This window comes from Luteolibacter sp. Y139, from assembly GCF_038066715.1.
Taxonomy (GTDB): Bacteria; Verrucomicrobiota; Verrucomicrobiia; order Verrucomicrobiales; family Akkermansiaceae; genus Haloferula; species Haloferula soli.
In genome coordinates, this window is sequence record NZ_JBBUKT010000003.1 from 183,329 (window position 1) to 203,554 (window position 20,226).

Consider the following 20,226-nt stretch of genomic DNA (forward strand, 5'->3'; position numbering starts at 1 on the left):
AGCATGTCGGGGTGAAAGCCCTCGTGCTCGCCGCCGTCCTCTTCGCCGTCAATCTCCACGCTCAGGAGATCACGACCGGCGAGATCGATGGAGCGAAGTACATGATCGCCGCTCCGCCGGAGTGGCAGGGCAAGCTGGTCATGATCGCTCACGGCTATCGTGCCGAGAACGAGCCGTTGAAGGCCGACATCGAAATCGATCCACGATTCGCGAAGCCGCTGTTAGAGAGAGGCTGGGCGATCGCGTCCACCAGCTACCGGCGCAATGGCTGGATCATCGAGGATGCCATCCTCGACCTGAAGGCGCTGCGCGATCATGTCGCCAGCTCCAAGGGCGAAGTGAAGCGCTGCATCCTGGTCGGCAGCTCGATGGGAGGGCTGGTTGGCACCCTCGCTTCCGAAGGTGCCATCGACAATCTCCACGGCGTGGTCGCGATCGGCGCCTATCTCGGCAATCGCGAAACCGGTGCCTACTACGAGACGCTTTCCTGGAAGCCGAAGGTGCCCATCCTTTTCCTGACCAACGAGACCGAACTCGATCACCCAAGCCACTATCGCGAGAAGGCCAGTGTCGAGAGCACCGCGCTCTGGGAGGTCAAGCGGCCGGGGCACTGCAATGTCTCCGCGATCGAGCGCTACAACGCCGTGCTCGCGGTCGACAGCTGGGTCGATGGCACCGTGCCGGAGCAGGACCGGGACAAGGACGGCACCGTCCGCCCGCCCGCGCGGGAAAGCACCGCCACCAAGGTGGAAGGCGGGCTGGCCGGCAAGATCACCTTCGTCTCCGCGAGCTTCGGTAATCTCTCCAGCAACCTGGTCTCCGCCGATCTCGATACGCTGGGCCTCAAGGTCGGCGACAAGGTGATCGTGAAGGGCGGCACGCAGCTTGAAGCCACCGTCGCGCTCTATCACACGGACGTGGAGGAAGGTAAGGCCGCCGTCTATGTCACGCCCGACGGCTGGGTGGCGATTGTCATCAATAGCGGCAATGCCGCGGAAGCCCTCCAAGTGAAGAATGGCGATCGTGTAACGCTCTCCCCCGCCCCTAAGGAAGAGCCGAAAGAGGAGCCGAAGGCCGAGCCCAGCGAGGGCCAATGACCCCCTAGGCCACGATCTCCTTCACCACGTGTCCGTGCACGTCGGTCAGCCGGTAGCGGCGGCCTTGGTGAAGGAACGTCAGCGCGGTGTGATCAATGCCCATGAGGTGCAGGATGGTCGCCTGCAGGTCATGCACGTGGACCGCGCCGGGCGTGTAGATGTGCTTGTCGGCCGTGAGTGGATTGCCGTCGGCATCGGCGATGTTGTAGCCATACGCATCGGTATGGCCGTGGGTCATGCCCGGCTTCACACCGCCGCCGGCCATCCAGATCGTGAAGCAGCGCGGGTGGTGATCGCGACCGTAGTTGTCCTTCGTCAGCTTGCCCTGCGAGTAGGAGGTGCGCCCGAACTCGCCACCCCAGATGACCAGCGTGTCTTCGAGGAGGCCGCGCTGTTCCAAGTCACGGACTAGAGCTGCGGAAGCCCGATCGGTTTCCTGGCACTGGCCGGGAATGGCGGACGGCAGGTTATCGTGCTGATCCCAGCCCTGGTGGTAGAGCTGGATGAACCGCACGCCGCGCTCGGCCAGACGCCGGGCGAGCAGGCAATTCGCCGCGAAGGTTCCCGGCTTCCTACTATCTTCCCCGTAGAGCTGGTAGACGCTCTCCGGCTCGCTGGAGAGATCGGTCACGTCCGGCACGCTCGTCTGCATGCGGTAGGCCATTTCGTACTGGGCGATGCGCGATTCGATCTCGGGATCGAGCTCGCTTTCGAACTGTGCGCGGTTGAGTGCCGACAGCTTGTCGAGCATAGCCCGGCGACCGGACTGGCAAATGCCATCGGGATTCGAGAGGTAGAGCACCGGATCCTTCCCCGAGCGGAATTGGACGCCCTGATACTTCGAGTCGAGGAATCCATTTCCCCACAGCCGCGCATACAGCGGCTGGTCCCCCTGCCCCGCCGAAACGAGCACGATGAAATCCGGCAGGTTCGCATTGTCCGAGCCGAGGCCATACGATAGCCATGATCCCATCGACGGACGGCCCGCGATCTGCGAGCCGGTCTGGAAAAAGGTGATCGCCGGATCATGGTTGATCGCGTCCGTGAACATCGACTTCACGAAGCACAGCTTGTCCGCGATCGCCGCGGTATGCGGCATGAGCTCGGAGACCCACGCGCCCGATTGGCCGTGCTGCTGGAACTTGAAATGACTGCCCGCCAGCGGGATCGATGCCTGCTGCGCCGACATGCCGGTGAGCCGCTGCGTGCCGCGAACGTGATCGGGCAAGGGCTGGCCGTTCTTCTCATTGAGCAGCGGCTTGTAGTCGAAAAGATCCTGCTGCGCCGGTCCGCCGGATTGGAAGAGGTAGATGATGCGTTTGGCTTTCGGCGCGAAGGTCGGTGGAGCGGCAGCCCGCAGACTTTCACCGAACATCGAGGCCAGCGCGGCCCCACCGATGCCCGTGGCTCCGGCCTTGAAGAAGTGGCGGCGCGTTAGCCCGGAAAACGAATCAAGGGTAGGATTCATCGGTTCCACACGGAAGCGTCGAGGTTTAGGATGGCCGAACAGGTTACGGTGAGCGCGGCGGTTTCGACGGGATCAAGGTCGCGACCTGCCGGGCTTTCGCCTTGGGTCAGGTATTTCTTCGCGTCCTCGGGGTTGGCTTTGAACTGTTCGAGTTGCTCAGCCTGAAGCTCGCCCAGCAACTTCGCTTCAAGATCAGTAGGAGGACGCGAGGCGCAGGCAGTGAAGGCCGCCGCAAGCCGTTGTTCAGCGGGCAGCGGCTGCACCTTCGTTGCCAGCGCTCGGGCCGCCTCAAGGAACTGCACGTCATTGAGCAGCACCAGCGCCTGCAAGGGAGTGTTCGTCTGCGGCCTGCGGATCGTGCAGACCTCGCGGGTCGGACTGTCGAAGGCCTGCATGTTCGGCAGCGGCGCGGTGCGCTTCCACACCGAGTAGAGCGAGCGGCGATAGAGATCAGCGCCTTTGGATTGGTGATAAGCGGGCGACATCGAATTCGACTCGCGCCACAGGTCACCGCCCGGTTGATACGGCGAAACCGGCGGGCCACCATCGCGCTGCTGGAGCAAGCCGGACGATGCCAACGCGAGATCGCGAACCTGCTCCGACGAAAGCCGCCGCGATGGGCCGCGGGCCAGCAGCCGATTCGAGGGATCGCGCTCCCGAAGATCCGGGCGCATTCTACTATCCTGACCGTAGGTCGCGCTGAGCACGATGGACCGGCACAGCCGCTTGAGATCCCAGCCGTGGGAAACGAAGTCGCGCGCCATCCAGTCAAGCAGCTCCGGATGGCTCGGCAGCGACCCTTGCAGGCCAAAATTGTCGGACGTTTCCACGATGCCGGCACCGAAGAAATTCGCCCAGATGCGATTGACGAACACCCGCGAAGTCAGGGGGTGGCGCGGATCCGTCAGCCACCGTGCGAGACCGAGGCGGTTGCGCGGCGCATCCTTTGGAAAGGGAATCAGGATCTGGCCGAAGGTATCGCGGTTCACCTCGTTCTCCTTGCCACGAGGAGCATCGTAGGCACCGCGGGCCAGAATGTGGGACGGCCGCGGAACTTCCGTATCCCGCATCGTCGGGATTTCGAAGATGGGATTCTCGGCACCTATCACGGCGGCTCGTGCATTGCGGAGTGATACTAGTGCTTCGCGATAACTCGCATCGGTGGAAAGCACCCATGCGGCCTTGAGCGCCGTCCGTTGCGCGCCGGAACCTGCAAGCGCCGCCGCCCATTTCGCCGGGTCCTGCAATGCCGCAACCTCCAGAGGCGCGAGCTCGCGCTTCCAGATTCGCAGGTCATCAATCTCGCCGCCATTAAAGCCGCGGTCGCGGAAGCGCTGCCCGATGACGGCCGGTAAGCCACCGTGATTGTCGAAGGCCGTGGACTTCACCAGCGAGTCCGCCGTGACCTCGGTTTCCATGGGCTGGCCATCGAGGAACAACCGCAGCCCGCGCGCGCTACTAGATCCATCGTAGGTCCAAGTCACCCGGGCCCATTGATCGCGCGGGATTCCCTGGATGGTCTTCACACCGATCGCATTGCCCGGCCAATCACGGACAATCATCGCCTCGATGCGGCCGCCCGCGAGACGCAGCTCAATGCCATTGTAGCCGACATCCGTTCCCGAGCTGCGATGAAGAACCAGCGTTGAAGCCGGATTGGCCAAAGTATCCCGCAAGACGATATCGACCGTGAATGGATCGCAGCGCTCAAAGGCGAGTCGGTTCGCCAGATCAACCCCGGTATCGCCATCCAGTCGCACCGCCGCTCCGGACTTGCCCGGCACGCGCGGCAGACCATTGCCATCCGCATTCGGGGCGCCCGCTTCGTCCTTCAATTGCGAGGCCAGCCCTTCGCCATCGAAGGTGAGATGGGACACCAGATCGACCGCAGGCAGTCCCGGCGACGTGGCCAGCCATGCCTCGAAGTCACCATCGGATTCCGACATGCGCTTCTCCACGGCAGCGAACGCGGCAACGGCAGCCACATTGGCATCGGTGAGTTTCTTTTCCTGCCCCTCGTTCGGCAGCAGCAAGGTCGGCGATGGCTGGACGCTGCCGCTGCTATAGAAGCCGCGCTCGGGAATCGAATTGAAGAACGCGCCGAGCGAGTAGTAGTCCCGCATCGCGATCGGGTCGTACTTGTGATCGTGGCAGCGGCAGCACTCCATCGTCAGCGCGAGGAAGACCGAGCCGAAGGTCTGGACGCGATCGGCCATGTTCTCGACCAGGAACTCCTGTGCGACCGAGCCGCCTTCCATCGTCAGGCGATGAAGGCGGTTGAAGGTCGTGGCGAGTTGCTGCTCACGAGTCGCGTCCGGCAACAAATCCCCCGCCACCTGCCAGGTGATGAATTGATCGATCGGCAGGTTCGAGTTCAGCGAGCGGATCACCCAATCACGCCATGGCCAGAAGGCGGTCAAAGCGTCAGCCTGATAGCCATACGAGTCGGCGTAGCGCGCCGCATCCAGCCACCGCACCGCGAAGTGCTCACCGAAGCGCGGGGTCGCAAGCAGGCGATCCACCGCCGCGGCCTTGTCGGGGTTCTGCCGAAAAGCCGCGATCTCTTCCGGACCCGGAGGCAGACCTGTTAGATCCAGCGTCGCCCGGCGCAGCCAACGAAGCGGATCAGCGGCAGGCGAAGGAACCAGTTCCTCACTCTCGAGGCGGGCTAGCACGAAGCGGTCGATCTCCTGCTGCGGCCACGCGGCGTCCTTCGGCGCCGGCACGGCCACCGACTCCGGCAATGGCTGGAATGCCCAGTGCGGCTCGTATTTGCCGCCCTGCTCGATCCATTTCCGGATCACGCCTTTCTCACCATCGCTGAGGAAGAGGTGCGACTTCGGCGGCGGCATCACCACCTCCGGGTCCTTGGAAAGGATCCGCTTCCAAGCCACCGATTTCGTCGGATCACCCGGCACGATCGCGCTGCCCGGCGAATCCTTCAGCGGGCCGTAGGCACCATCGGGATTGTCGAGCCGCAGCCCGGAATCGCGCTTCGATGCATCCGGCCCGTGGCAGGCGAAACACTTGTCGGAAAGGACGGGCCGGACATCGAAGGCATACGAGATCGGCCGCTCCGCCGCTATGGCAGGTGCGACAAAAAGCGCAGGAATGATCAGAAATCGCGACATTAAGATCGCGACTTCTACCCAATCAGAATGCCGCTCGTTTCACAAGACGGCGAGATTCACCCAAATCGGCTAACCCGCGAAGCCGTTCGCCGGCAGTCCCTTCACCCCCAGCCCGCGGATCACGAAGAGGCGACCGGCGTCGGCTTCCTCGACGCTTTTGTGCACTCCAGTGGTGACGTAGAGATCGGCCAAATCCGGTCCGCCGAAGGCACAGGCGGTCGTTTCCAGGCACGGCAGGTCGATCTTCCGCAGCTCCTGTCCGCTCTCCGGGCTGAAGCAGCAAACACAGGCCCCGTGGCAGAACGCGATCCACAGGTTGCCATCGGCGTCGATGGTCATGCCATCCGGCGACCACTCGTAATGCGCGGTGGAAACCACGCTCCGCAAATTCGTCAGATGCCCCGCTTCGTAGTCAAAAGCGAGGACCTCCTTCCGCGGAGTATCGATGTAATAAACGGTGCGGCCGTCCGCGCTCCACACGATGCCATTCGAATTCGTCACCGGGCCGAAGCTCTCGTGGATCGTCAGGTCGGGATCGAGGCGGTAGAGCATCGCATCGCCGGTCTTTTTCACCAGGCTGATGGTGCCGGCGAAGAAGCGGCCGTCCGGCGAGCATTTGCCATCATTGAAGCGGTTGTCGGCCTTGTCCGGCTCCGGATCACCGAGCGCGGTCAGGCGGCCATCCTCGCCTAGGAGATGAAAGCCATTGTCCCCCGCGATCACAAATCCACCCGCCTCGCGCGGCACCACCGTCCCCACGCGCTCGCCCACCTCCCAGGTCTGCTCCTCGCCGGTGGCCGGGTTGAAACGCACCACGCGGTGCTTTTCGATGTCCACATACAGGAGCGAATCCTTCCACCACAGGGGGCCTTCACCCCACTGGGCGCGGTAGTTTCCGACGGTTTCGATGGTCACGCGGCGGGACCGTAGGCGCGGACGGCGACGGGAAAAGAAAAAGCTCAGGCAACATCGGGACCCGCCGACGTTTTGTCCGAAGAAAACGGATTTGTCATACCCCCGGAAATCCGCTATTCCCTAGGTCTCCCCGCGACACGCCCCGAAAAACCTCATCATGCCGAACCGATTTTCGATTCCGCTCCTGCTGGCTGTGCTCTTTGCGTGGCTGGGGGCTGCTCCCGCGGCACATGCGCAGTGGGAGACCAAGCAGATCAACGGTCGCGACTACGTCTGCGTCGACGGGATGAAGAAGTTCTACGGCTTCGAATCGGTCAAACGCAGCGGCAACCAGTGCGTGCTCCACAAGCCAGTCATGGTGAAAGACCCCAAGACCGGCGAGACGGTCGACAAGGGCGTGGTGGTGGAGCTTCAGAACGGATCCCAGGATTGCCTGATGAACGGCGTGAAGTTCGTCTTCAGCTATCAGGTCGAGGAAAACGGCGGACGCCTCTGGATGTCGCGGATCGACCTCACCAAGCTGGTGGATCCCGTGCTGCGGCCGAACTACATCCCGGATGCCGGGAATTTCAAAACGGTGATCATCGATCCCGGCCACGGCGGCAAGGATCCCGGCGCGACCAATGGCTTGGGCACGGAAGCCACCTACAACCTCGATGTCGGCAGCCGTCTAAAGGGGATGCTCACTACCGCCGGCTACAGGGTCCTGATGACCCGCGAGAGCGACCGCTACCTCACGCTGCAGGAGCGGGTCCAGATCGCCAACGGGGTGAACGAAAACGCGATCTTCATTTCCATTCACCACAATTCCGGTGGCAGCTCGGCCCGCGGAATCGAAACCTTCACACTCTCGCCCATCGGCGTGGCCCACTACGGACGCGGACTCAATGCCAGCGACTTCGAGATGCGCACCGGCAATAGCCACGACTCCGGCAATGTCGCCCTCGCCACCGCCGTCCACGGCTCGCTCCTGACCATCCTCAAGGACAAGGACAGCGGAAAATCCTACACCCTGGATCGCGGCATCAAGCGCGCCCGCTTCAGTGTCTTGACCGGCGTGAAGCACCCCGCCATCCTGGTCGAATGCGGCTTCATGACGCACGAATATGAAGCCCGCCTGATCGCCAGCGAGGCCTATCGCAACACGGTCGCCAAGGCGATCCAGCTTGCTGTGGTCAGATACAGCAAGGCGGTCTCCAAGTCCCCTGCGGCAAATCCGTAAGCGCGAGCACGGCGGGGGCCCGGACCGGACGCGCCCTTGCGTCCTCGAATCCTTCTGGCAAATTGGGCACGATGAAAGAAGTCGTGCGCGAACGTACCCTGATCAGGCTCTCCCACTATCAGGCCGTTCTCGAGGGCGCTGGCATCCCCACCTTTATCCGGAATGAGGCCCTCGCCCACCTCGAGGTCCCGATCCCGACCTTCTGTCCGGCGCTCTGCGTCGTGGATGATCAGGACTACGACCGTGCCATCGGTCTCCTCCACGAGTCGGCCGAACAGGCGGCAAAGGCTTCCACCGAAGATTGCCTGTGCCCCGCGTGTGGCGAAATCAACCCGCGGAGCTTCGATCTCTGCTGGAACTGCGGCGCAGAACTCGCGTGAGTGACCTCACAAGCCGGGCACGCCCCGCTCCCGCCACGTCAGCAGCTCGGGCTCGCCTTCGGTGATCAGCACGGTGTGCTCGAAGTGCGCGGAGGGCTTGCCATCGGCAGTCACCACCGTCCAGCCGTCGTCGAGGATCCGGACGGAATGCGTGCCCGCATTCACCATCGGCTCGATTGCCAGGGTCATTCCCGGCTCGAGGATCGGGCTCTTGCCTTGCGGGCGGTAGTTCGGCACCTGCGGTTCTTCGTGCAGGTCGCGACCGACGCCGTGGCCGACAAATTCGCGAACCACGGTGAAGCCGAGCGGTTTTACATAGTCCTCCACCGACCCGCAAAGGTCAGCCAAGCGCTTGCCAGCGCGGGCGTGGGAAATCGCGACGAACAAGGACTCTTCGGTGGCGACAAGCAGGCGCCGGGTCTCCTCGGTGACTTCACCGACTGCCACGGTGATGGCATTGTCACTGAACCAGCCTCCCTTGACGATCGCGACGTCGATCGTCACGCAGTCGCCGGGCTGAATCTTGCGCGGGCCGCCGATACCGTGAACGACCTCCTCGTTGACCGAAATGCAAATCTGGCCGCTATAGCCACGGTAGCCCAAGGCCGCGCTCTTGCAGTCGCGCTGCCGCATCAACTCGCCGGCAAGCTTGTCGATCTCCAGCGTCGTACGGCCCGGTTCGACGGCCTTCACAAGCTCCATCAGAATCTCGCTGGCCGTCTGGCCGGCGATGCGCATGCGCCCGATTTCGTGCGGTGACTTGATTCGGATCTTATGCCGCCTGGCCATGAGCTTTGAGGGATCGGATGCACTCGACCAAGCGCTTCTCCACATCGTCCGCGCCCGTGGTCGCGTCGAAGCGGCGCAGCAGGCCTTCGCTTTCATAGCGAGCCACCACCGGGAGCGTGTGCTCCTCATACTCGGCAAGGCGCGAGCGGAAATTCGCCGGGGTATCGTCGGCGCGCGGGCCGGTCACGCCGCCACACTCCGGGCAGCGGTCGGCACGATTGAGCTCCTGGCGGCGGCCGGACCAGCGGCACTCCGGGCACTCGATACGGTTGCCAAGTCGCACCAGAAGTTCATCAAGCGGCACCTCCAGCAGCACCGCGGCCGTGAGATTCAGTCCGTGCTCGGAAAGCCATCCGGCAAGGAAGTCGGCCTGCGGGACGCTGCGCGGGAAACCATCCAGCACCCAGCCGCCGGTTTGCTTGGCGAGCCATTCGCCCATGATAGGGCACATCAACGAGTCGGGCAGGTATTCCCCGCGGGCTAGGATCGGCTCGGCTTGTTTGCCGAGTTCCGTCCCCTGCTCTACCGCCGAGCGCAGCAGCGCGCCCGTGCTCAGGTAGGCAAGGCCGAGGTCCTCGGCCAGCCGACGGCCCTGGGTCCCCTTGCCGGAGGCAGGCGGACCGAGGAGAACGACTTGTTTCGACATCGCCGTGTTACGCTTTGGCGATCCACGCCGCGGCGGCCACGACCACGAGCAGGCCGATCACGGCCCACAGGTAAACGAGTGCAGTGCTGGACGCGGCATTGCCGGTCTGGGAAAGGCGATCGTAGCGACCCTTGATCTTGCCCTTCCGGAGGAAACCGTCGTAGTGGCGCTGCAGCAGGTGGGTCTCCACCTGGCGCATGATATCGAGCACCACACCGACAAGGATCAGCAAGCTGGTGCCGCCGAAGAACTGGAGCACCATCGAGCCCTGCGGCAGGCCGATCAGGTGGCCGACCAGCGGTTGCAGCACGAACACGAAGGTGAGGAAGATGGCGCCCGCGAAGGTCAGGCGGGTCATCGTGAAATCGAGGAAGTCAGCCGTCGGCTTGCCCGGGCGGACGCCAGGGATGTAGCCGCCATTGCGCTTCAGGTCCTCGGAGATCTGGGACGGCTGGAACATGGTCGCCACCCAGAAGTAGGAGAAGAAGAAGATGAACAGGCCGCCGAGGACGTAGTACCACAGGCTGCCCATCGCGAGGGCTTCCTGAAGCTTCATCGCCCAGGTCTCACCGCGGGCGATCCAGGAGATCATCATCGTCGGCAGCGAAAGGATCGCCGTCGCGAAGATGATCGGCATCACGCCGGCGTAGTTGACCTTGAGAGGCAGATACTGGGTCTGGCCGCCGAATTGCTTCCGGCCGACGACGCGCTTCGCATACTGCACCGCGATCCGGCGCTGGGCCTGGGTGAGGGCGATGGTGGCGGCAATCACCACGATCAGCATGGCGATCATGATCACCAGCTTCACCGAGCTGAAGGCATTCACGTTTTCGCCGGTGACGAAGAATTTCCACGTCTGGACCAGGGCGCCGGGCAGGGCGGAAATGATGTTCACCGTGATGATGATCGAGGTACCATTGCCGAGACCGCGCTCGGTCATCTGGTCACCGATCCACATCAGCAGCAGGGTGCCGGAGACCAGCGTAAGAACGGTGAGGGCGATCCAGGCGAGGTCCGCTCCGGGTACCAGCACGCCATACTTCGCCGCATTATCGATGCCGCGCATGTAGAACAGGCGGTCCGGATGCATCAGCGAGGTCGCCATGAAATAGCCCTGCACCAGCGCGATCACGATCGTGATGTAGCGGGTATACTGGGTGATCTTCTGGCGGCCGCCGTCCTCACGGGCAAGGCGGGCCAGCTTCGGCACCACCGCGGTCATGAGCTGCACCATGATCGATGCCGAAATGTAGGGCATGATCCCCAGCGCGAAGATACCGGCCTTCTGGAGACCGCCACCCGCGAAGATGGTGAGCATGGCGCCAAAGGCATTGCCACCGTCGGTCTTTGCGGCATCAGCCATCCACTTCTCGATCACCGAGGAATCCACCCCGGGCAACGTGATGTGGGTGCCAAGGCGGACGATGATGATCATCGCCAGGGTGAAGAGAATGCGGTCCCGGAGTTCCGGCACCTTCCAAGTGTTCGCGAAAGCGGAGATCATGGGGAAGCGGTAGGCTGCAAAGAGCGACGGGTTTGTAAACGCGGCGAGGAAGCGATCAAGCGCTTCCTCGCCGGAGAACCGTCAAGACGGATATGACCAACTGAGGATCAAGCGGGGAGCTGGACGGAGCCGCCAGCCTTTTCCACCTTTTCCTTGGCCGAGGCGCTGATCGTGTCCACGACGAGGGTCAGCTTCTTGCTGATCTCGCCCTGGCCGAGCACCTTGACCTGTTCGCAGGCGCGGTTGATGAGACCGGCCTTGCGCAGGGCTTCCTCATTGACGGTGTCACCGTCGTTGAAGGCCTTGTCGAGCTGGGACAGGTTCACCACTTCGACCTTGGTCTTGAAGTTGATGTTGTTGAAGCCGCGCTTGGGCAGACGACGGTGAAGGGGCATCTGGCCACCTTCGAAACCGACGCGGGTGCCGCTGCCGGAGCGAGCCTTCTGGCCCTTGTTGCCCTTGCCGGAGGTCTTGCCGTGGCCGGAGCTTTCGCCGCAGCCGAGGCGCTTGACCCGGTGCTTGGCGCCCTTGTTCGGCGCGAGAGTGTGAAGTTTCATGTTCGACGTTCGAGGTTGGACGTTCGAGTTCAGTCAGCGTTCCTCAGATTGCCTTTTCCTTCTTCTTGCCGCGGGATCCGAGGATCTGGTCGCGGGTGCGAAGCTGGGAAAGCGCCTTGAGGGTGGCCTTGACCACGTTGGAGTGATTGGAGGAACCCATCGACTTGGCGAGGATGTCGCGGATGCCGACTGCTTCGCAGACGGCGCGGACGCCACCGCCGGCGATGATGCCGGTGCCGGGAGAGGCGGGCTTCAGGAGCACCTTGCCACCGCCGAATTCAGCGTAGATCTCGTGGGGGATGGTTCCGTCCACGATGTTCATCGGCTTGAGGACCTTCTTCGCAGCTTCACCGGCCTTCTTGATGGCGTCAGCCACTTCGTTTGCCTTGCCGAAACCGAGGCCCACCTTGCCCTCCTTGTCACCGGCGACGATGAGTGCGGAGAAGCTGAAGCGACGGCCGCCTTTGACGACCTTGGCGCAACGGTTGATGAAGACGACCTTCTCAGCGAGCTGGGGTCCGTCGGACTCCTGCTGCTGGTTGCGGTCATCACGGCGCGGGCCACGCGGGCCACGGCCTTGACCACCGCCGAAGCCGCCGCCACCACCGCCGCCGTAGCCACCACCACGCTGGCCGTAACCGCCGCCGCGCTGGCCGTAGCCGCCCGGTTGCTGTTGCTGGCCGCCTGGTTGTTGGCCGCCTTGCGGGGGCTGGGGTGCGGAAGGAGTAGGAGTCGAGTCTGGAGTCACCATGACGGTAAGATATTAGAATTGGAGACCGGCTTCGCGGGCGGCATCAGCCAACGCCTTGATCTTGCCGTGGTAGAGGTGACCGCCGCGATCGAAGACCACGGCGCTGACATTGGCGGCCTTGGCGCGCTCGGCGAGGAGAGCACCGACCTTGGCGGCAGCTTCCACGTTCGAGGCGGCATTTTCGAAGCTCTTGTCGAGCGTCGAGGCGGAGACGAGGGTGCGGCGGGCGACATCGTCGATGACCTGCGCGTAAACGTGCTGGTTCGAGTAGTGCACGGCCAGACGAGGACGTTCGGCGGTCCCGGCGACCTTCTTGCGGATGCGCGCGTGAATGCGGCGGCGTCCTTCCTTGCGATTGATTTTGCTCATTTCGAGTAAAGGTTTCGGGGTTACTTGCCGACGCTCTTGCCTTCCTTGCGGCGAACGTGCTCGCCGACGTAGCGGACGCCCTTGCCCTTGTAAGGCTCCGGCGGGTAGTAGCCACGGACCTCGGCGGCGAACTGGCCGACGAGCTGCTTGTCGATGCCTTCCACCTTGATCTTGGTGTTTTCGTTCACGGTGACGGTCAGGCCGGCCGGGATCGGATGAAGGATCGGGTGGGACTTGCCCAGGGACAGGTCGAGGTCCTTGCCCTTGACCGCGGCACGGAGACCGACGCCCTGGATTTCAAGGTCCTTGACAAAGCCTTGGGAGACTCCGGTGATCATGTTGTTGACCAGGCTGCGGACGGTGCCGTGCAGCGCGCGGAAATTGCGAGCCTCGCTGGCGCGGGCGACGACGACGGAAGTGTCTTCGCTCTTGACGGAGATGCCTGCGGGGAGGGCGAGGTCGAGCTTGCCCTTCGGGCCCTCGACGACAACCTTGCCGGCATCGACCTTCACGCTGACCTTGGCGGGCAGGGAAATCGGTTTGAGACCAACTCGTGACATGGTGGTTTGTTCCTTTCTCGGGTTGGGGATTACCAGACGTGGGCGAGCACTTCGCCGCCGAGTTGGCTGCGCTTGGCGGAGGCACCGGTCATCACACCCTTGGAGGTGGAGACGATGGCGATACCGAGTCCGTTGAGGACGCGGGGCATTTCCTGACCACCGGCGTAGACGCGGCGGCCCGGCTTGGAGACGCGCTTGAGGTCGGTGAGGACCGGGCGGCCATCGACGTAGCGGGCCTTGACCTTGAGCTGCGGGTGTCCGGATTCGGTCACGACTTCGAAGCCCCAGATGTAGCCTTCTTCCTGGAGCACCTTGGCGATGTCAGCCTTGATGCGGGAATAAGGAGCCAGAAACTGCTCGTTGCCAGCGCGGCAGCAGTTCTTGAAGCGGGTGAGGAAGTCGGAAATTGGATCGGTGAGAACGGCCATGATGGTGGTTCCTTAAAGTTGGTCGGAATCAGGCGGCGGCGCCTTCGGTGGTTTCCGCCTTCTTCGTGTCGCGGAACGGCAATCCCAGCTCGGTCAGCAGGGCACGGCCTTCGTCATTGGTCTTGGCAGAAGTGACGAAGATGAAGTCGAAACCGATGGTGCGCTTGATCTGATCAAGCTCGATTTCCGGGAAGATGGACTGGTCGGGGAAACCGACGGCGTAGTTGCCGCGGCCGTCGAAGCCCTTCGGCGAAATACCGCGGAAGTCGCGGATGTTCGGCGCGGTGACGTTGATGAAGCGATACAGGAATTCCCACATGCGGGCGCCGCGGAGAGTCACGCGGGCACCGAGGGCTTCACCCTCGCGCAGCTTGAAGTTGGCGACAGCCTTCTTCGAGTAGGTGATCGACGGCTTCTGGCCGGTGATCTTGGCGATTTCGGCGACGGCATCGTCCACCGCGACCTTGCGGTCCGGGGCCTTGCCCATGCAGGAGGTCACCACGATCTTTTCAAGCCGTGGGATCTGATGTGGATTGGTGTAGCCGAGCTTCTCTTTGAGAGCTGGCACGACCTTTTCCGTGTAGTGCTTTTGCAGTACTGGCGTGCTCATTTTGTTTTAGCGGGTCAGCGCTTGGTTGGTGCGCTTAAGCGCGGGCAAAGACCGGAGTCTCAGCCCAGTTTCTTGACATTGGAGATGTGGACGGGGCCGTCCTGCTCGAAGATCCCGCCGTCGGGATTCTTTTCGGAGCGGCGGGTGGCCTTCTTGATGGTGCGTCCGCCTTGGACGACGACCTTGCCTTTTTCGGCATCGACGGAGAGGACCGTGCCTTTCTTGCCCTTGTGGGCACCGGCGATGATCTGGACTTCGTCGCCTTTCTTGACGTGAGTCTTCATAGGAATGATTCGGTTGAAGGGATGCGCCGTAGCCTCAGAGGACCTCGGGTGCAAGCGAGACGATCTTCATGAACTGCTTTTCACGCAGTTCGCGGGCGACGGGGCCGAAAATACGGGTGCCCTTCGGGTTGTTGTCCTTGTCGATGATGACGATGGCGTTGCCATCGAAGCGAAGGACGGAGCCGTCAGCGCGACGGATCGGGAAAGCGGTGCGGACGACCACTGCCTTGACGACGGAGCCCTTCTTGACCGAGGCGGTCGGGATCGAGTCGCGAATGTGAGCAGTGATGATGTCTCCCACCTGCGCGGTGCGGGAGCGCTTGCCGAGAACACCGATCATCTTGGCAGAGCGGGCGCCGGTATTGTCGGCGACCTGAACAAGGGATTCCATCTGGATCATGGCGGAAAAAGCGTGAGTGGTGAGTGGGATCGGTAGAACCGGCCGAAAACTAGCTTAGTGCGAGAGCACCTTTTCGAGAGCCCAGCGCTTCAGCTTGGAAAGCGGGCGGGTTTCGACGATGCGGACCTTGTCGCCGATCTGGGCTTCGCCCTTCTCGTCGTGCACGTAGTACTTCTTGGAGCGCTTGACGATCTTGTTGAACTTCGGGTGGGGCACCCGGGCGACGTGCTCGACCACCAGGGTCTTGCTCATCTTGTTGGAGGTCACGACGCCGACGCGGGTCTTGCGGACGTGGGCGGCGGTTTCCTGCTGTTGCTGCTCGCTCATGGAAATTGGTGGTATTGGCTGCTGCGGATGCGGGCGGCTCAGGCGTTCTTACGCTGGGTGAGCACGGTTTGGACGCGGGCAGCCTCGCGGCGGAGCACGCGGATGCGGGCGGAATTTTCAAGCGTGCCGGTGGCCTTTTGCAGGCGGAGGTTGAATCCCTCCTCCTTGAGGTCGCGGAGCTTGGACTCGAGCTCCTTCACGGAGAGCTCCTTGATGTCCTTGAACTTGGTCTGAGCCATGGTCGTGGTTCTTTAAGAGGTTGATGCCTCAGGCGTGCGGGTTGCGGACGACGAAGCGGGTCGGAAGGCCGAGCTTGTAGGAAGCAAGGCGCATGGCCTCCTTGGCCTGCGACTCCGGCACGCCGGCGACTTCGAACAACATGTTGCCGGGGCGGATCACGGCGACCCAGGCCTCGACGGCGCCCTTGCCCTTACCCATACGGGTTTCCGGCGGACGGGCGGTGATCGACTTGTGAGGGAAGATCCGGATCCAGACCTTTCCTTTACGCTTGAGGAAGCGGTTGATCGCGATACGGCAGGCTTCGATCTGGCGGTTGGTCATCCAGCCGCGGTCAAGGGCCTGGAGACCGAAGTCACCGAAGGCGACGGTGGTTCCGCGCTGCGCGTTACCAGCCCGGCTGCCGCGGTGCGACTTCCGGAACTTCGTGCGTTTGGGCATCAAGGGCATGGCTCAGTCCTCCTAGGGAAATGGTTGTGAGTTAAAAAGTCGTCTTACTGCTGGTTGCCAGGGCCGCCACCACCGTGGGGCGGACGGGGACCACGCGGGCCACGCGGGCCGCGGTTGTCACGATCGCGGCGGTCACCGCCACGCTCAGGGCGCGGGGAGCTGCCGTCGTCTTCCTTCTTGTTGACCCAGCACTTGATGCCGATCACGCCGTAAACGGTGCGGGCTTCAGCGAAGCCGTAGTCGAGCGGCACGCGCAGCGTCTGAAGCGGCACCTTGCCTTCGCGGTACCACTCCGAGCGGGCGATGTCAGCACCACCGAGACGACCGGCGCAACGGATACGGATGCCTTCGGCACCGAAGTCCATGGCGGTCTGCACGGCGCGCTTCATGGCGCGGCGGAAGGAAATACGGCGCTCAAGCTGGACGGCGACCTGCTCGCAGATGAGCTGGGCATCGAGCTCCGGCTTGCGGATTTCGACGATGTCGATCTTCACCTGGGCACCCTTGCAGATGTCGGAGATCTCCTTGGTCATGCGCTCGATTTCCGAACCCTTGCGGCCGATGATCAGGCCCGGGCGGGAAGTGTGGAGCGTGACGCGGACGCTGTTCCAAGCGCGCTCGATGACCACGCGGGCCAGTGCAGCGAACTGCAGCTTCTGGCGCATGTAGCCGCGGATCTTGAGATCCTCGTGGAGCTTCTCGGCATAATCCTTGCCGGCGGCGAACCACTTGGAGCGCCAGTCTTTGGAAACGGCGAGGCGGAAACCGATGGGGTTGACTTTCTGGCCCATGATGAAATGCGGTGTGGGATTGGGATCAGGCGTCCTTGGAAGCCTTCGGGGAAACGTTGACCTTCTTCTTCTTGCCTTCGCCTTCCGGGGCTTCGGTCAGGGTGATGAAGATGTGGCTGGTGCGCTTGAGGATGCCGCCGGCGGAACCCTTGGCACGCGGGGAGAAACGCTTGAGAACCGGGCCGCAACCGATCACGGCTTCCTTCACGATCAGCGATTCGGCGCTCAGCGAGAAGTTGTTCTCGGCGTCCGCGATCGCGGTCTTGAGGGTCTTGTTGATGTGAAAGGCGGCCTTCTTCGGAGTGAAGGTGAGAATGTCGAGCGCGCTCGACACGGGCAGCCCTTGGATTTCACGGGCGACGTCGCGCGCCTTCTTCGGAGAGAGGCGGACGTATTTGGTGGTGCTCTTGACTTCCATGGATCGGGTCGGTGAGGCGTTTAGAAGAATGGTGCGCGGCGCGCGATTTATTCAGTGATGAGAAGGGCGGAATCGCCGAGGCGGACCGGGCCTTGACCCGGGTCGAGCTCCTCGACAAAGGCGCCGCATACGTTGCGGCGGACGTCGGCCACGATGGCGGTGCCGAATGGTTGTTCCCCGCGGACGAGGCGATAGGTGGTGCCGATGCGGGCAGTCTGGCTTTCCCCGACGTTGAAGACGAGGAGGCCGCTTTCCGAGTCGATGCTCACCACTTTCGCTTGCCGGGCGGAACCGGCGGCGGCTGCGGGGGCGGGCTTCTGCCTTAGGCCGAGCACTTCGTCAAGCTCCCGCATGGCGGTTTCCACACGAAGGCGGGAGTCAGGATCGGAAGCCACCGCCTGACGGACGTAATCGGTCACGGTGCCGACAAGGCGGGAGCAGGCGGATTCGAGATCGCTGGCGTGACGGCGGACCACTTCGAGGTCGGCATTCGCCTGCACCAGACGGTCGTCGCCACCATCGAGAAGATCCCGGCCCAGCGCTTCGAGGCGCAGCTTGACCGTGTTCTTTTCTTCGGTCGCCTGCTTCTCGGCCCGGTTCGACTCGGTGAGAGCCTTCTCCAGTGCCTTGATCCGGGCTTCCTGCTCGATGATCTTGTCCTGCAAGGCCACCGCATCCGTCCCCTGCGCCGCACAAGTCCACGTCCCGGCGCACAGTCCGAAGACTGCGGTCGCGAGAGTGAGTGGACGCGGGCGGTGCATGGGAAGAGAGGCGTGAATGGCTTACTTCTTGCCGATACCGCCGTGCTGGCGGAACAGGCGGGTCGGCGCGAATTCACCGAGCTTGTGGCCGACCATGTTCTCGGTGACATACACCGGGACGAAGGTCTTGCCATTGTGCACGGCGAAGTTCAGGCCGACGAAGTCCGGAGTGACCATCGAGGCGCGGCTCCAGGTCTTGATCGGCTTCTTGTCGCCAGCGGCGGCAGCGGTATCGATCTTGGCCAGAAGCTTCTGGTCGATGTACGGACCCTTCTTGAGAGAGCGTGGCATGAGTTCTTAAGGTAAAGGTTGGCTTAGCTTAGCGCTTCTTGCTGTGGCGGCTTTCGACGATGAAGGTGCTGGTGACCTTCTTCGGCTTGCGGGTCTTCTGGCCCTTCGCGTGGCCCCAGGGGCTGAGAAGGTGCTGGCGACCACCACCGGACTTCGACTTGCCTTCGCCACCACCGTTCGGGTGGTCGACGGGGTTCATGCACATGCCGCGGACGGTCGGGCGGACGCCCTGCCAGCGGGTGCGGCCAGCCTTGCCGGACACCTCGTTCATGTGATCGCGGTTGCCCACGGTGCCGATCGTGCAGAAGCAGTTCTCGTTGAAGCGGCGGATTTCACCGGAAGGCATCTTGACCAGTGCCCAGCCGCCTTCGCGGTTGGAGAGCACAGCCTGCTGGCCGGCGGCGCGGGCGACCTTGCCGCCATTGCCCGGGATCAGCTCGATGTTGTGGATCGCGGTGCCGAGCGGGACGCTCTTGAGCGGCATCGCATTGCCCACCTTCGGGGCGGACTTCTCACCGGAGGTGACGGTCGCGCCGACTTCCAGACCAGCGGGGGCCAGGATATAGCTCTTCACGCCATCCTTGTACTGGATGAGGGCGATGCGGCAGGTGCGGTTCGGATCATACTCGATGCCGACCACGGTGGCAGCCACGTCATACTTGCCGCGCTTGAAGTCGATCAGGCGGTAGTGACGCTTGTGGCCACCGCCGATGTGGCGAGTGGTGATACGGCCGGTGTTGTTGCGGCCGCCGCTCTTCTTGAGCGGGGTAAGAAGGCTCTTCTCCGGCTTGTGCTTGGTGATTTCGTCGAAGGACGGAAGCACCTTGTAGCGTTCAGACGGGGTATTGGGTGTGAACTCCTTGAGAGGCATGGCTCTGGTGAGGTTGGTTCGGGGTTAGCCGGTTGAGAAAATCAGACGAGGTCGAGCGTTTCGCCTTCCTTGAGGCGAACGATAGCCTTCTTCCAGTGGTTGGTGCGGCCTTCATCGGCACGGCGGCGGCGCTTGGCCTTGCCGGCGAAGTTGGCGGTGCGGACGGCAGCGACCTTCTTGCCCAGCAGGGTTTCGACGGCGCGCTTGATATCGAGCTTGTTGGCGTCGCGGTTCACTTCCAGGACCACTTCATTGTTGGTCTCCTGGAGCATGGTGGCCTTCTCGCTGAGGCGGACGTTCTTGATGACTTGGTAGATGTCTTTCATGGCGCGGTTTCAGCGATGAGATTAGGCGGTGCGCTTGGCGAGGGTCTCGAGAGCGTCTTCGACGAGCAGCACAGTGTTGGCGTGGAGGAGTTCCTCGACGTTCACGCTTTCGGCGGTGACGAGCTGGGCCCAGGCGACGTTGCGGGCGGAGAGGTAGGTCTTCTCGTCGAAGCTCTTGGCGACGATGAGCACCTTCTTCGGCTCGGCGTCTGCGGAGACGGCGGCGATGAAGGACTTCGTCTTGCCATCGGCGATGGAGAAGGAAGGAAGGACCTTGGCGGTTTCCTCGCGGACGAGGTCACCGAGGACGCGGCGCAAGGCGAGCTTGCGGACGTTCTTCGGGACGTGCTTCGAGTAATCGCGGGGACGCGGGCCGAAGACGACACCACCACCCACGAAGATCGGGGCACGCTTGTCGCCGTGACGGGCGTTACCGGTGCCCTTCTGCTTGTAGATCTTCTTGTTGTTACCGCGGACTTCGCCACGGGTCTTGGAGTTGGCGGAACCGGTGCGGCGGTTGGCGCGGTAGGCGGTCACGAGATCGTGCACGGCCTGAGCGCCCTTGTCGGCCTCAGCGAGCAGGATGTTCGCGCTCTGCGCGGCGTCAGCGGTGAAAGTTTTCGCGGGCATGACTGGGATGCGT

27 protein-coding genes are annotated in these 20,226 nt (G+C 63.0%); 3 read left to right on the top strand and 24 right to left on the bottom strand.

The features are described from left to right. Window positions 1–11: 11 nt before the first annotated feature. Complete coding sequence (locus tag WKV53_RS09130; protein ID WP_341404269.1) at window positions 12–1,097, top strand: SAM hydroxide adenosyltransferase; 1,086 nt, start codon at window positions 12–14, stop codon at window positions 1,095–1,097. A 4-nt stretch (window positions 1,098–1,101) separates the two neighbouring features. Here the strand turns inward: WKV53_RS09130 and WKV53_RS09135 are convergent, their stop codons facing one another. The 3 genes from WKV53_RS09135 to WKV53_RS09145 form a co-directional block, all read right to left on the bottom strand. Next, complete coding sequence (locus WKV53_RS09135; protein WP_341404270.1) at window positions 1,102–2,565, bottom strand: DUF1501 domain-containing protein; 1,464 nt, start codon at window positions 2,563–2,565, stop codon at window positions 1,102–1,104. Beyond that, window positions 2,562–5,696, bottom strand: a complete 3,135-nt coding sequence (locus WKV53_RS09140) for a DUF1553 domain-containing protein (protein ID WP_341404271.1) — start codon at window positions 5,694–5,696, stop codon at window positions 2,562–2,564. Before WKV53_RS09140 ends, WKV53_RS09135 begins: the two co-directional genes overlap by 4 nt. Window positions 5,697–5,765: 69 nt before the next feature. Beyond that, window positions 5,766–6,611: an SMP-30/gluconolactonase/LRE family protein gene (locus tag WKV53_RS09145; protein WP_341404272.1), complete on the bottom strand. Its 846-nt coding sequence runs from the start codon at window positions 6,609–6,611 to the stop codon at window positions 5,766–5,768. 157 nt (window positions 6,612–6,768) lie between these two features. Between WKV53_RS09145 and WKV53_RS09150 the strand changes: the two genes are divergently transcribed. Then, window positions 6,769–7,833, top strand: coding sequence for an N-acetylmuramoyl-L-alanine amidase family protein (locus WKV53_RS09150; protein WP_341404273.1), 1,065 nt, complete (start codon window positions 6,769–6,771; stop codon window positions 7,831–7,833). Between the two features lie 71 nt (window positions 7,834–7,904). Continuing rightward, on the top strand, window positions 7,905–8,213 hold the full coding sequence (locus WKV53_RS09155; RefSeq protein WP_341404274.1) for a putative signal transducing protein: 309 nt from the start codon (window positions 7,905–7,907) through the stop codon (window positions 8,211–8,213). A gap of 6 nt (window positions 8,214–8,219) precedes the next feature. Here WKV53_RS09155 and map read toward each other — a convergent pair whose 3' ends face one another. From map to rplD, 21 genes are all read right to left on the bottom strand, one after another. After that, window positions 8,220–9,002, bottom strand: coding sequence for a type I methionyl aminopeptidase (gene map, locus WKV53_RS09160; protein ID WP_375341828.1), 783 nt, complete (start codon window positions 9,000–9,002; stop codon window positions 8,220–8,222). Continuing rightward, window positions 8,986–9,648, bottom strand: coding sequence for an adenylate kinase family protein (locus WKV53_RS09165; protein ID WP_341404276.1), 663 nt, complete (start codon window positions 9,646–9,648; stop codon window positions 8,986–8,988). The genes map and WKV53_RS09165 overlap by 17 nt, the downstream gene beginning before the upstream one ends. Before the next feature lie 7 nt (window positions 9,649–9,655). Next, complete coding sequence (secY, locus tag WKV53_RS09170; protein WP_341404277.1) at window positions 9,656–11,152, bottom strand: preprotein translocase subunit SecY; 1,497 nt, start codon at window positions 11,150–11,152, stop codon at window positions 9,656–9,658. A gap of 107 nt (window positions 11,153–11,259) precedes the next feature. Beyond that, the gene (rplO, locus tag WKV53_RS09175) at window positions 11,260–11,709 is read right to left on the bottom strand and encodes a 50S ribosomal protein L15 (RefSeq protein ID WP_341404278.1); all 450 of its coding nucleotides are present in this window, start codon (window positions 11,707–11,709) and stop codon (window positions 11,260–11,262) included. 43 nt (window positions 11,710–11,752) lie between these two features. Then, window positions 11,753–12,460 carry a 30S ribosomal protein S5 gene (rpsE, locus tag WKV53_RS09180; protein WP_345789649.1) on the bottom strand — a complete coding sequence of 236 codons (708 nt, stop codon included), beginning with the start codon at window positions 12,458–12,460 and terminating at the stop codon, window positions 11,753–11,755. Window positions 12,461–12,472: 12 nt separating this feature from the next. Then, window positions 12,473–12,829 carry a 50S ribosomal protein L18 gene (rplR, locus tag WKV53_RS09185; protein ID WP_341404279.1) on the bottom strand — a complete coding sequence of 119 codons (357 nt, stop codon included), beginning with the start codon at window positions 12,827–12,829 and terminating at the stop codon, window positions 12,473–12,475. Between the two features lie 20 nt (window positions 12,830–12,849). After that, entirely contained in the window at window positions 12,850–13,389 is a 540-nt protein-coding gene (rplF, locus tag WKV53_RS09190) for a 50S ribosomal protein L6 (protein ID WP_341404280.1), read from the bottom strand. Between the two features lie 29 nt (window positions 13,390–13,418). Next, on the bottom strand, window positions 13,419–13,817 hold the full coding sequence (rpsH, locus tag WKV53_RS09195) for a 30S ribosomal protein S8 (RefSeq protein WP_341404281.1): 399 nt from the start codon (window positions 13,815–13,817) through the stop codon (window positions 13,419–13,421). A 28-nt stretch (window positions 13,818–13,845) separates the two neighbouring features. Next, window positions 13,846–14,427 (bottom strand): 50S ribosomal protein L5, encoded by a 582-nt coding sequence (gene rplE / locus WKV53_RS09200; protein WP_341404282.1) that lies wholly within the window; start codon window positions 14,425–14,427, stop codon window positions 13,846–13,848. A gap of 59 nt (window positions 14,428–14,486) precedes the next feature. Beyond that, window positions 14,487–14,711 (bottom strand): 50S ribosomal protein L24, encoded by a 225-nt coding sequence (gene rplX / locus WKV53_RS09205; protein ID WP_341404283.1) that lies wholly within the window; start codon window positions 14,709–14,711, stop codon window positions 14,487–14,489. A 34-nt stretch (window positions 14,712–14,745) separates the two neighbouring features. Next, window positions 14,746–15,111: a 50S ribosomal protein L14 gene (rplN, locus tag WKV53_RS09210; RefSeq protein WP_264489563.1), complete on the bottom strand. Its 366-nt coding sequence runs from the start codon at window positions 15,109–15,111 to the stop codon at window positions 14,746–14,748. A 54-nt stretch (window positions 15,112–15,165) separates the two neighbouring features. Beyond that, window positions 15,166–15,438 carry a 30S ribosomal protein S17 gene (rpsQ, locus tag WKV53_RS09215; protein WP_341404284.1) on the bottom strand — a complete coding sequence of 91 codons (273 nt, stop codon included), beginning with the start codon at window positions 15,436–15,438 and terminating at the stop codon, window positions 15,166–15,168. Between the two features lie 38 nt (window positions 15,439–15,476). Continuing rightward, window positions 15,477–15,677, bottom strand: coding sequence for a 50S ribosomal protein L29 (gene rpmC / locus WKV53_RS09220; protein ID WP_264489561.1), 201 nt, complete (start codon window positions 15,675–15,677; stop codon window positions 15,477–15,479). Window positions 15,678–15,705: 28 nt separating this feature from the next. Next, the gene (gene rplP, locus WKV53_RS09225) at window positions 15,706–16,125 is read right to left on the bottom strand and encodes a 50S ribosomal protein L16 (protein ID WP_169454389.1); all 420 of its coding nucleotides are present in this window, start codon (window positions 16,123–16,125) and stop codon (window positions 15,706–15,708) included. A gap of 44 nt (window positions 16,126–16,169) precedes the next feature. After that, window positions 16,170–16,916 carry a 30S ribosomal protein S3 gene (gene rpsC, locus WKV53_RS09230; RefSeq protein WP_341404285.1) on the bottom strand — a complete coding sequence of 249 codons (747 nt, stop codon included), beginning with the start codon at window positions 16,914–16,916 and terminating at the stop codon, window positions 16,170–16,172. A gap of 25 nt (window positions 16,917–16,941) precedes the next feature. Further along, a complete protein-coding gene (gene rplV / locus WKV53_RS09235) occupies window positions 16,942–17,334 on the bottom strand; it encodes a 50S ribosomal protein L22 (RefSeq protein WP_341404286.1) in 393 nt (130 codons plus the stop codon). Window positions 17,335–17,381: 47 nt separating this feature from the next. After that, entirely contained in the window at window positions 17,382–18,095 is a 714-nt protein-coding gene (locus WKV53_RS09240; RefSeq protein ID WP_341404287.1) for a hypothetical protein, read from the bottom strand. A 21-nt stretch (window positions 18,096–18,116) separates the two neighbouring features. Continuing rightward, window positions 18,117–18,386, bottom strand: coding sequence for a 30S ribosomal protein S19 (gene rpsS, locus WKV53_RS09245; protein ID WP_264489557.1), 270 nt, complete (start codon window positions 18,384–18,386; stop codon window positions 18,117–18,119). Window positions 18,387–18,414: 28 nt separating this feature from the next. After that, window positions 18,415–19,257 (bottom strand): 50S ribosomal protein L2, encoded by an 843-nt coding sequence (rplB, locus tag WKV53_RS09250; protein WP_341404288.1) that lies wholly within the window; start codon window positions 19,255–19,257, stop codon window positions 18,415–18,417. Between the two features lie 41 nt (window positions 19,258–19,298). After that, the gene (gene rplW / locus WKV53_RS09255; protein WP_264501279.1) at window positions 19,299–19,583 is read right to left on the bottom strand and encodes a 50S ribosomal protein L23; all 285 of its coding nucleotides are present in this window, start codon (window positions 19,581–19,583) and stop codon (window positions 19,299–19,301) included. A gap of 21 nt (window positions 19,584–19,604) precedes the next feature. Further along, a complete protein-coding gene (gene rplD / locus WKV53_RS09260) occupies window positions 19,605–20,213 on the bottom strand; it encodes a 50S ribosomal protein L4 (protein ID WP_341404289.1) in 609 nt (202 codons plus the stop codon). Window positions 20,214–20,226 lie beyond the last annotated feature (13 nt).

Excerpts from the sequence above, each read along its gene's own strand:
- WKV53_RS09135 (WP_341404270.1), bottom strand. The coding sequence starts at position 2,565 with ATGAATCCTACCCTTGATTCGTTTTCCGGGCTAACGCGCCGCCACTTC.
- WKV53_RS09140 (WP_341404271.1), bottom strand. The coding sequence starts at position 5,696 with ATGTCGCGATTTCTGATCATTCCTGCGCTTTTTGTCGCACCTGCCATA.
- WKV53_RS09150 (WP_341404273.1), top strand. The coding sequence starts at position 6,769 with ATGCCGAACCGATTTTCGATTCCGCTCCTGCTGGCTGTGCTCTTTGCG.
- WKV53_RS09155 (WP_341404274.1), top strand. The coding sequence starts at position 7,905 with ATGAAAGAAGTCGTGCGCGAACGTACCCTGATCAGGCTCTCCCACTAT.
- map (WP_375341828.1), bottom strand. The coding sequence starts at position 9,002 with ATGGCCAGGCGGCATAAGATCCGAATCAAGTCACCGCACGAAATCGGG.
- WKV53_RS09165 (WP_341404276.1), bottom strand. The coding sequence starts at position 9,648 with ATGTCGAAACAAGTCGTTCTCCTCGGTCCGCCTGCCTCCGGCAAGGGG.
- secY (WP_341404277.1), bottom strand. The coding sequence starts at position 11,152 with ATGATCTCCGCTTTCGCGAACACTTGGAAGGTGCCGGAACTCCGGGAC.
- rplO (WP_341404278.1), bottom strand. The coding sequence starts at position 11,709 with ATGAAACTTCACACTCTCGCGCCGAACAAGGGCGCCAAGCACCGGGTC.
- rpsE (WP_345789649.1), bottom strand. The coding sequence starts at position 12,460 with ATGGTGACTCCAGACTCGACTCCTACTCCTTCCGCACCCCAGCCCCCG.
- rplR (WP_341404279.1), bottom strand. The coding sequence starts at position 12,829 with ATGAGCAAAATCAATCGCAAGGAAGGACGCCGCCGCATTCACGCGCGC.
- rplF (WP_341404280.1), bottom strand. The coding sequence starts at position 13,389 with ATGTCACGAGTTGGTCTCAAACCGATTTCCCTGCCCGCCAAGGTCAGC.
- rpsH (WP_341404281.1), bottom strand. The coding sequence starts at position 13,817 with ATGGCCGTTCTCACCGATCCAATTTCCGACTTCCTCACCCGCTTCAAG.
- rplE (WP_341404282.1), bottom strand. The coding sequence starts at position 14,427 with ATGAGCACGCCAGTACTGCAAAAGCACTACACGGAAAAGGTCGTGCCA.
- rplX (WP_341404283.1), bottom strand. The coding sequence starts at position 14,711 with ATGAAGACTCACGTCAAGAAAGGCGACGAAGTCCAGATCATCGCCGGT.
- rplN (WP_264489563.1), bottom strand. The coding sequence starts at position 15,111 with ATGATCCAGATGGAATCCCTTGTTCAGGTCGCCGACAATACCGGCGCC.
- rpsQ (WP_341404284.1), bottom strand. The coding sequence starts at position 15,438 with ATGAGCGAGCAGCAACAGCAGGAAACCGCCGCCCACGTCCGCAAGACC.
- rpmC (WP_264489561.1), bottom strand. The coding sequence starts at position 15,677 with ATGGCTCAGACCAAGTTCAAGGACATCAAGGAGCTCTCCGTGAAGGAG.
- rplP (WP_169454389.1), bottom strand. The coding sequence starts at position 16,125 with ATGCCCTTGATGCCCAAACGCACGAAGTTCCGGAAGTCGCACCGCGGC.
- rpsC (WP_341404285.1), bottom strand. The coding sequence starts at position 16,916 with ATGGGCCAGAAAGTCAACCCCATCGGTTTCCGCCTCGCCGTTTCCAAA.
- rplV (WP_341404286.1), bottom strand. The coding sequence starts at position 17,334 with ATGGAAGTCAAGAGCACCACCAAATACGTCCGCCTCTCTCCGAAGAAG.
- WKV53_RS09240 (WP_341404287.1), bottom strand. The coding sequence starts at position 18,095 with ATGCACCGCCCGCGTCCACTCACTCTCGCGACCGCAGTCTTCGGACTG.
- rpsS (WP_264489557.1), bottom strand. The coding sequence starts at position 18,386 with ATGCCACGCTCTCTCAAGAAGGGTCCGTACATCGACCAGAAGCTTCTG.
- rplB (WP_341404288.1), bottom strand. The coding sequence starts at position 19,257 with ATGCCTCTCAAGGAGTTCACACCCAATACCCCGTCTGAACGCTACAAG.
- rplW (WP_264501279.1), bottom strand. The coding sequence starts at position 19,583 with ATGAAAGACATCTACCAAGTCATCAAGAACGTCCGCCTCAGCGAGAAG.
- rplD (WP_341404289.1), bottom strand. The coding sequence starts at position 20,213 with ATGCCCGCGAAAACTTTCACCGCTGACGCCGCGCAGAGCGCGAACATC.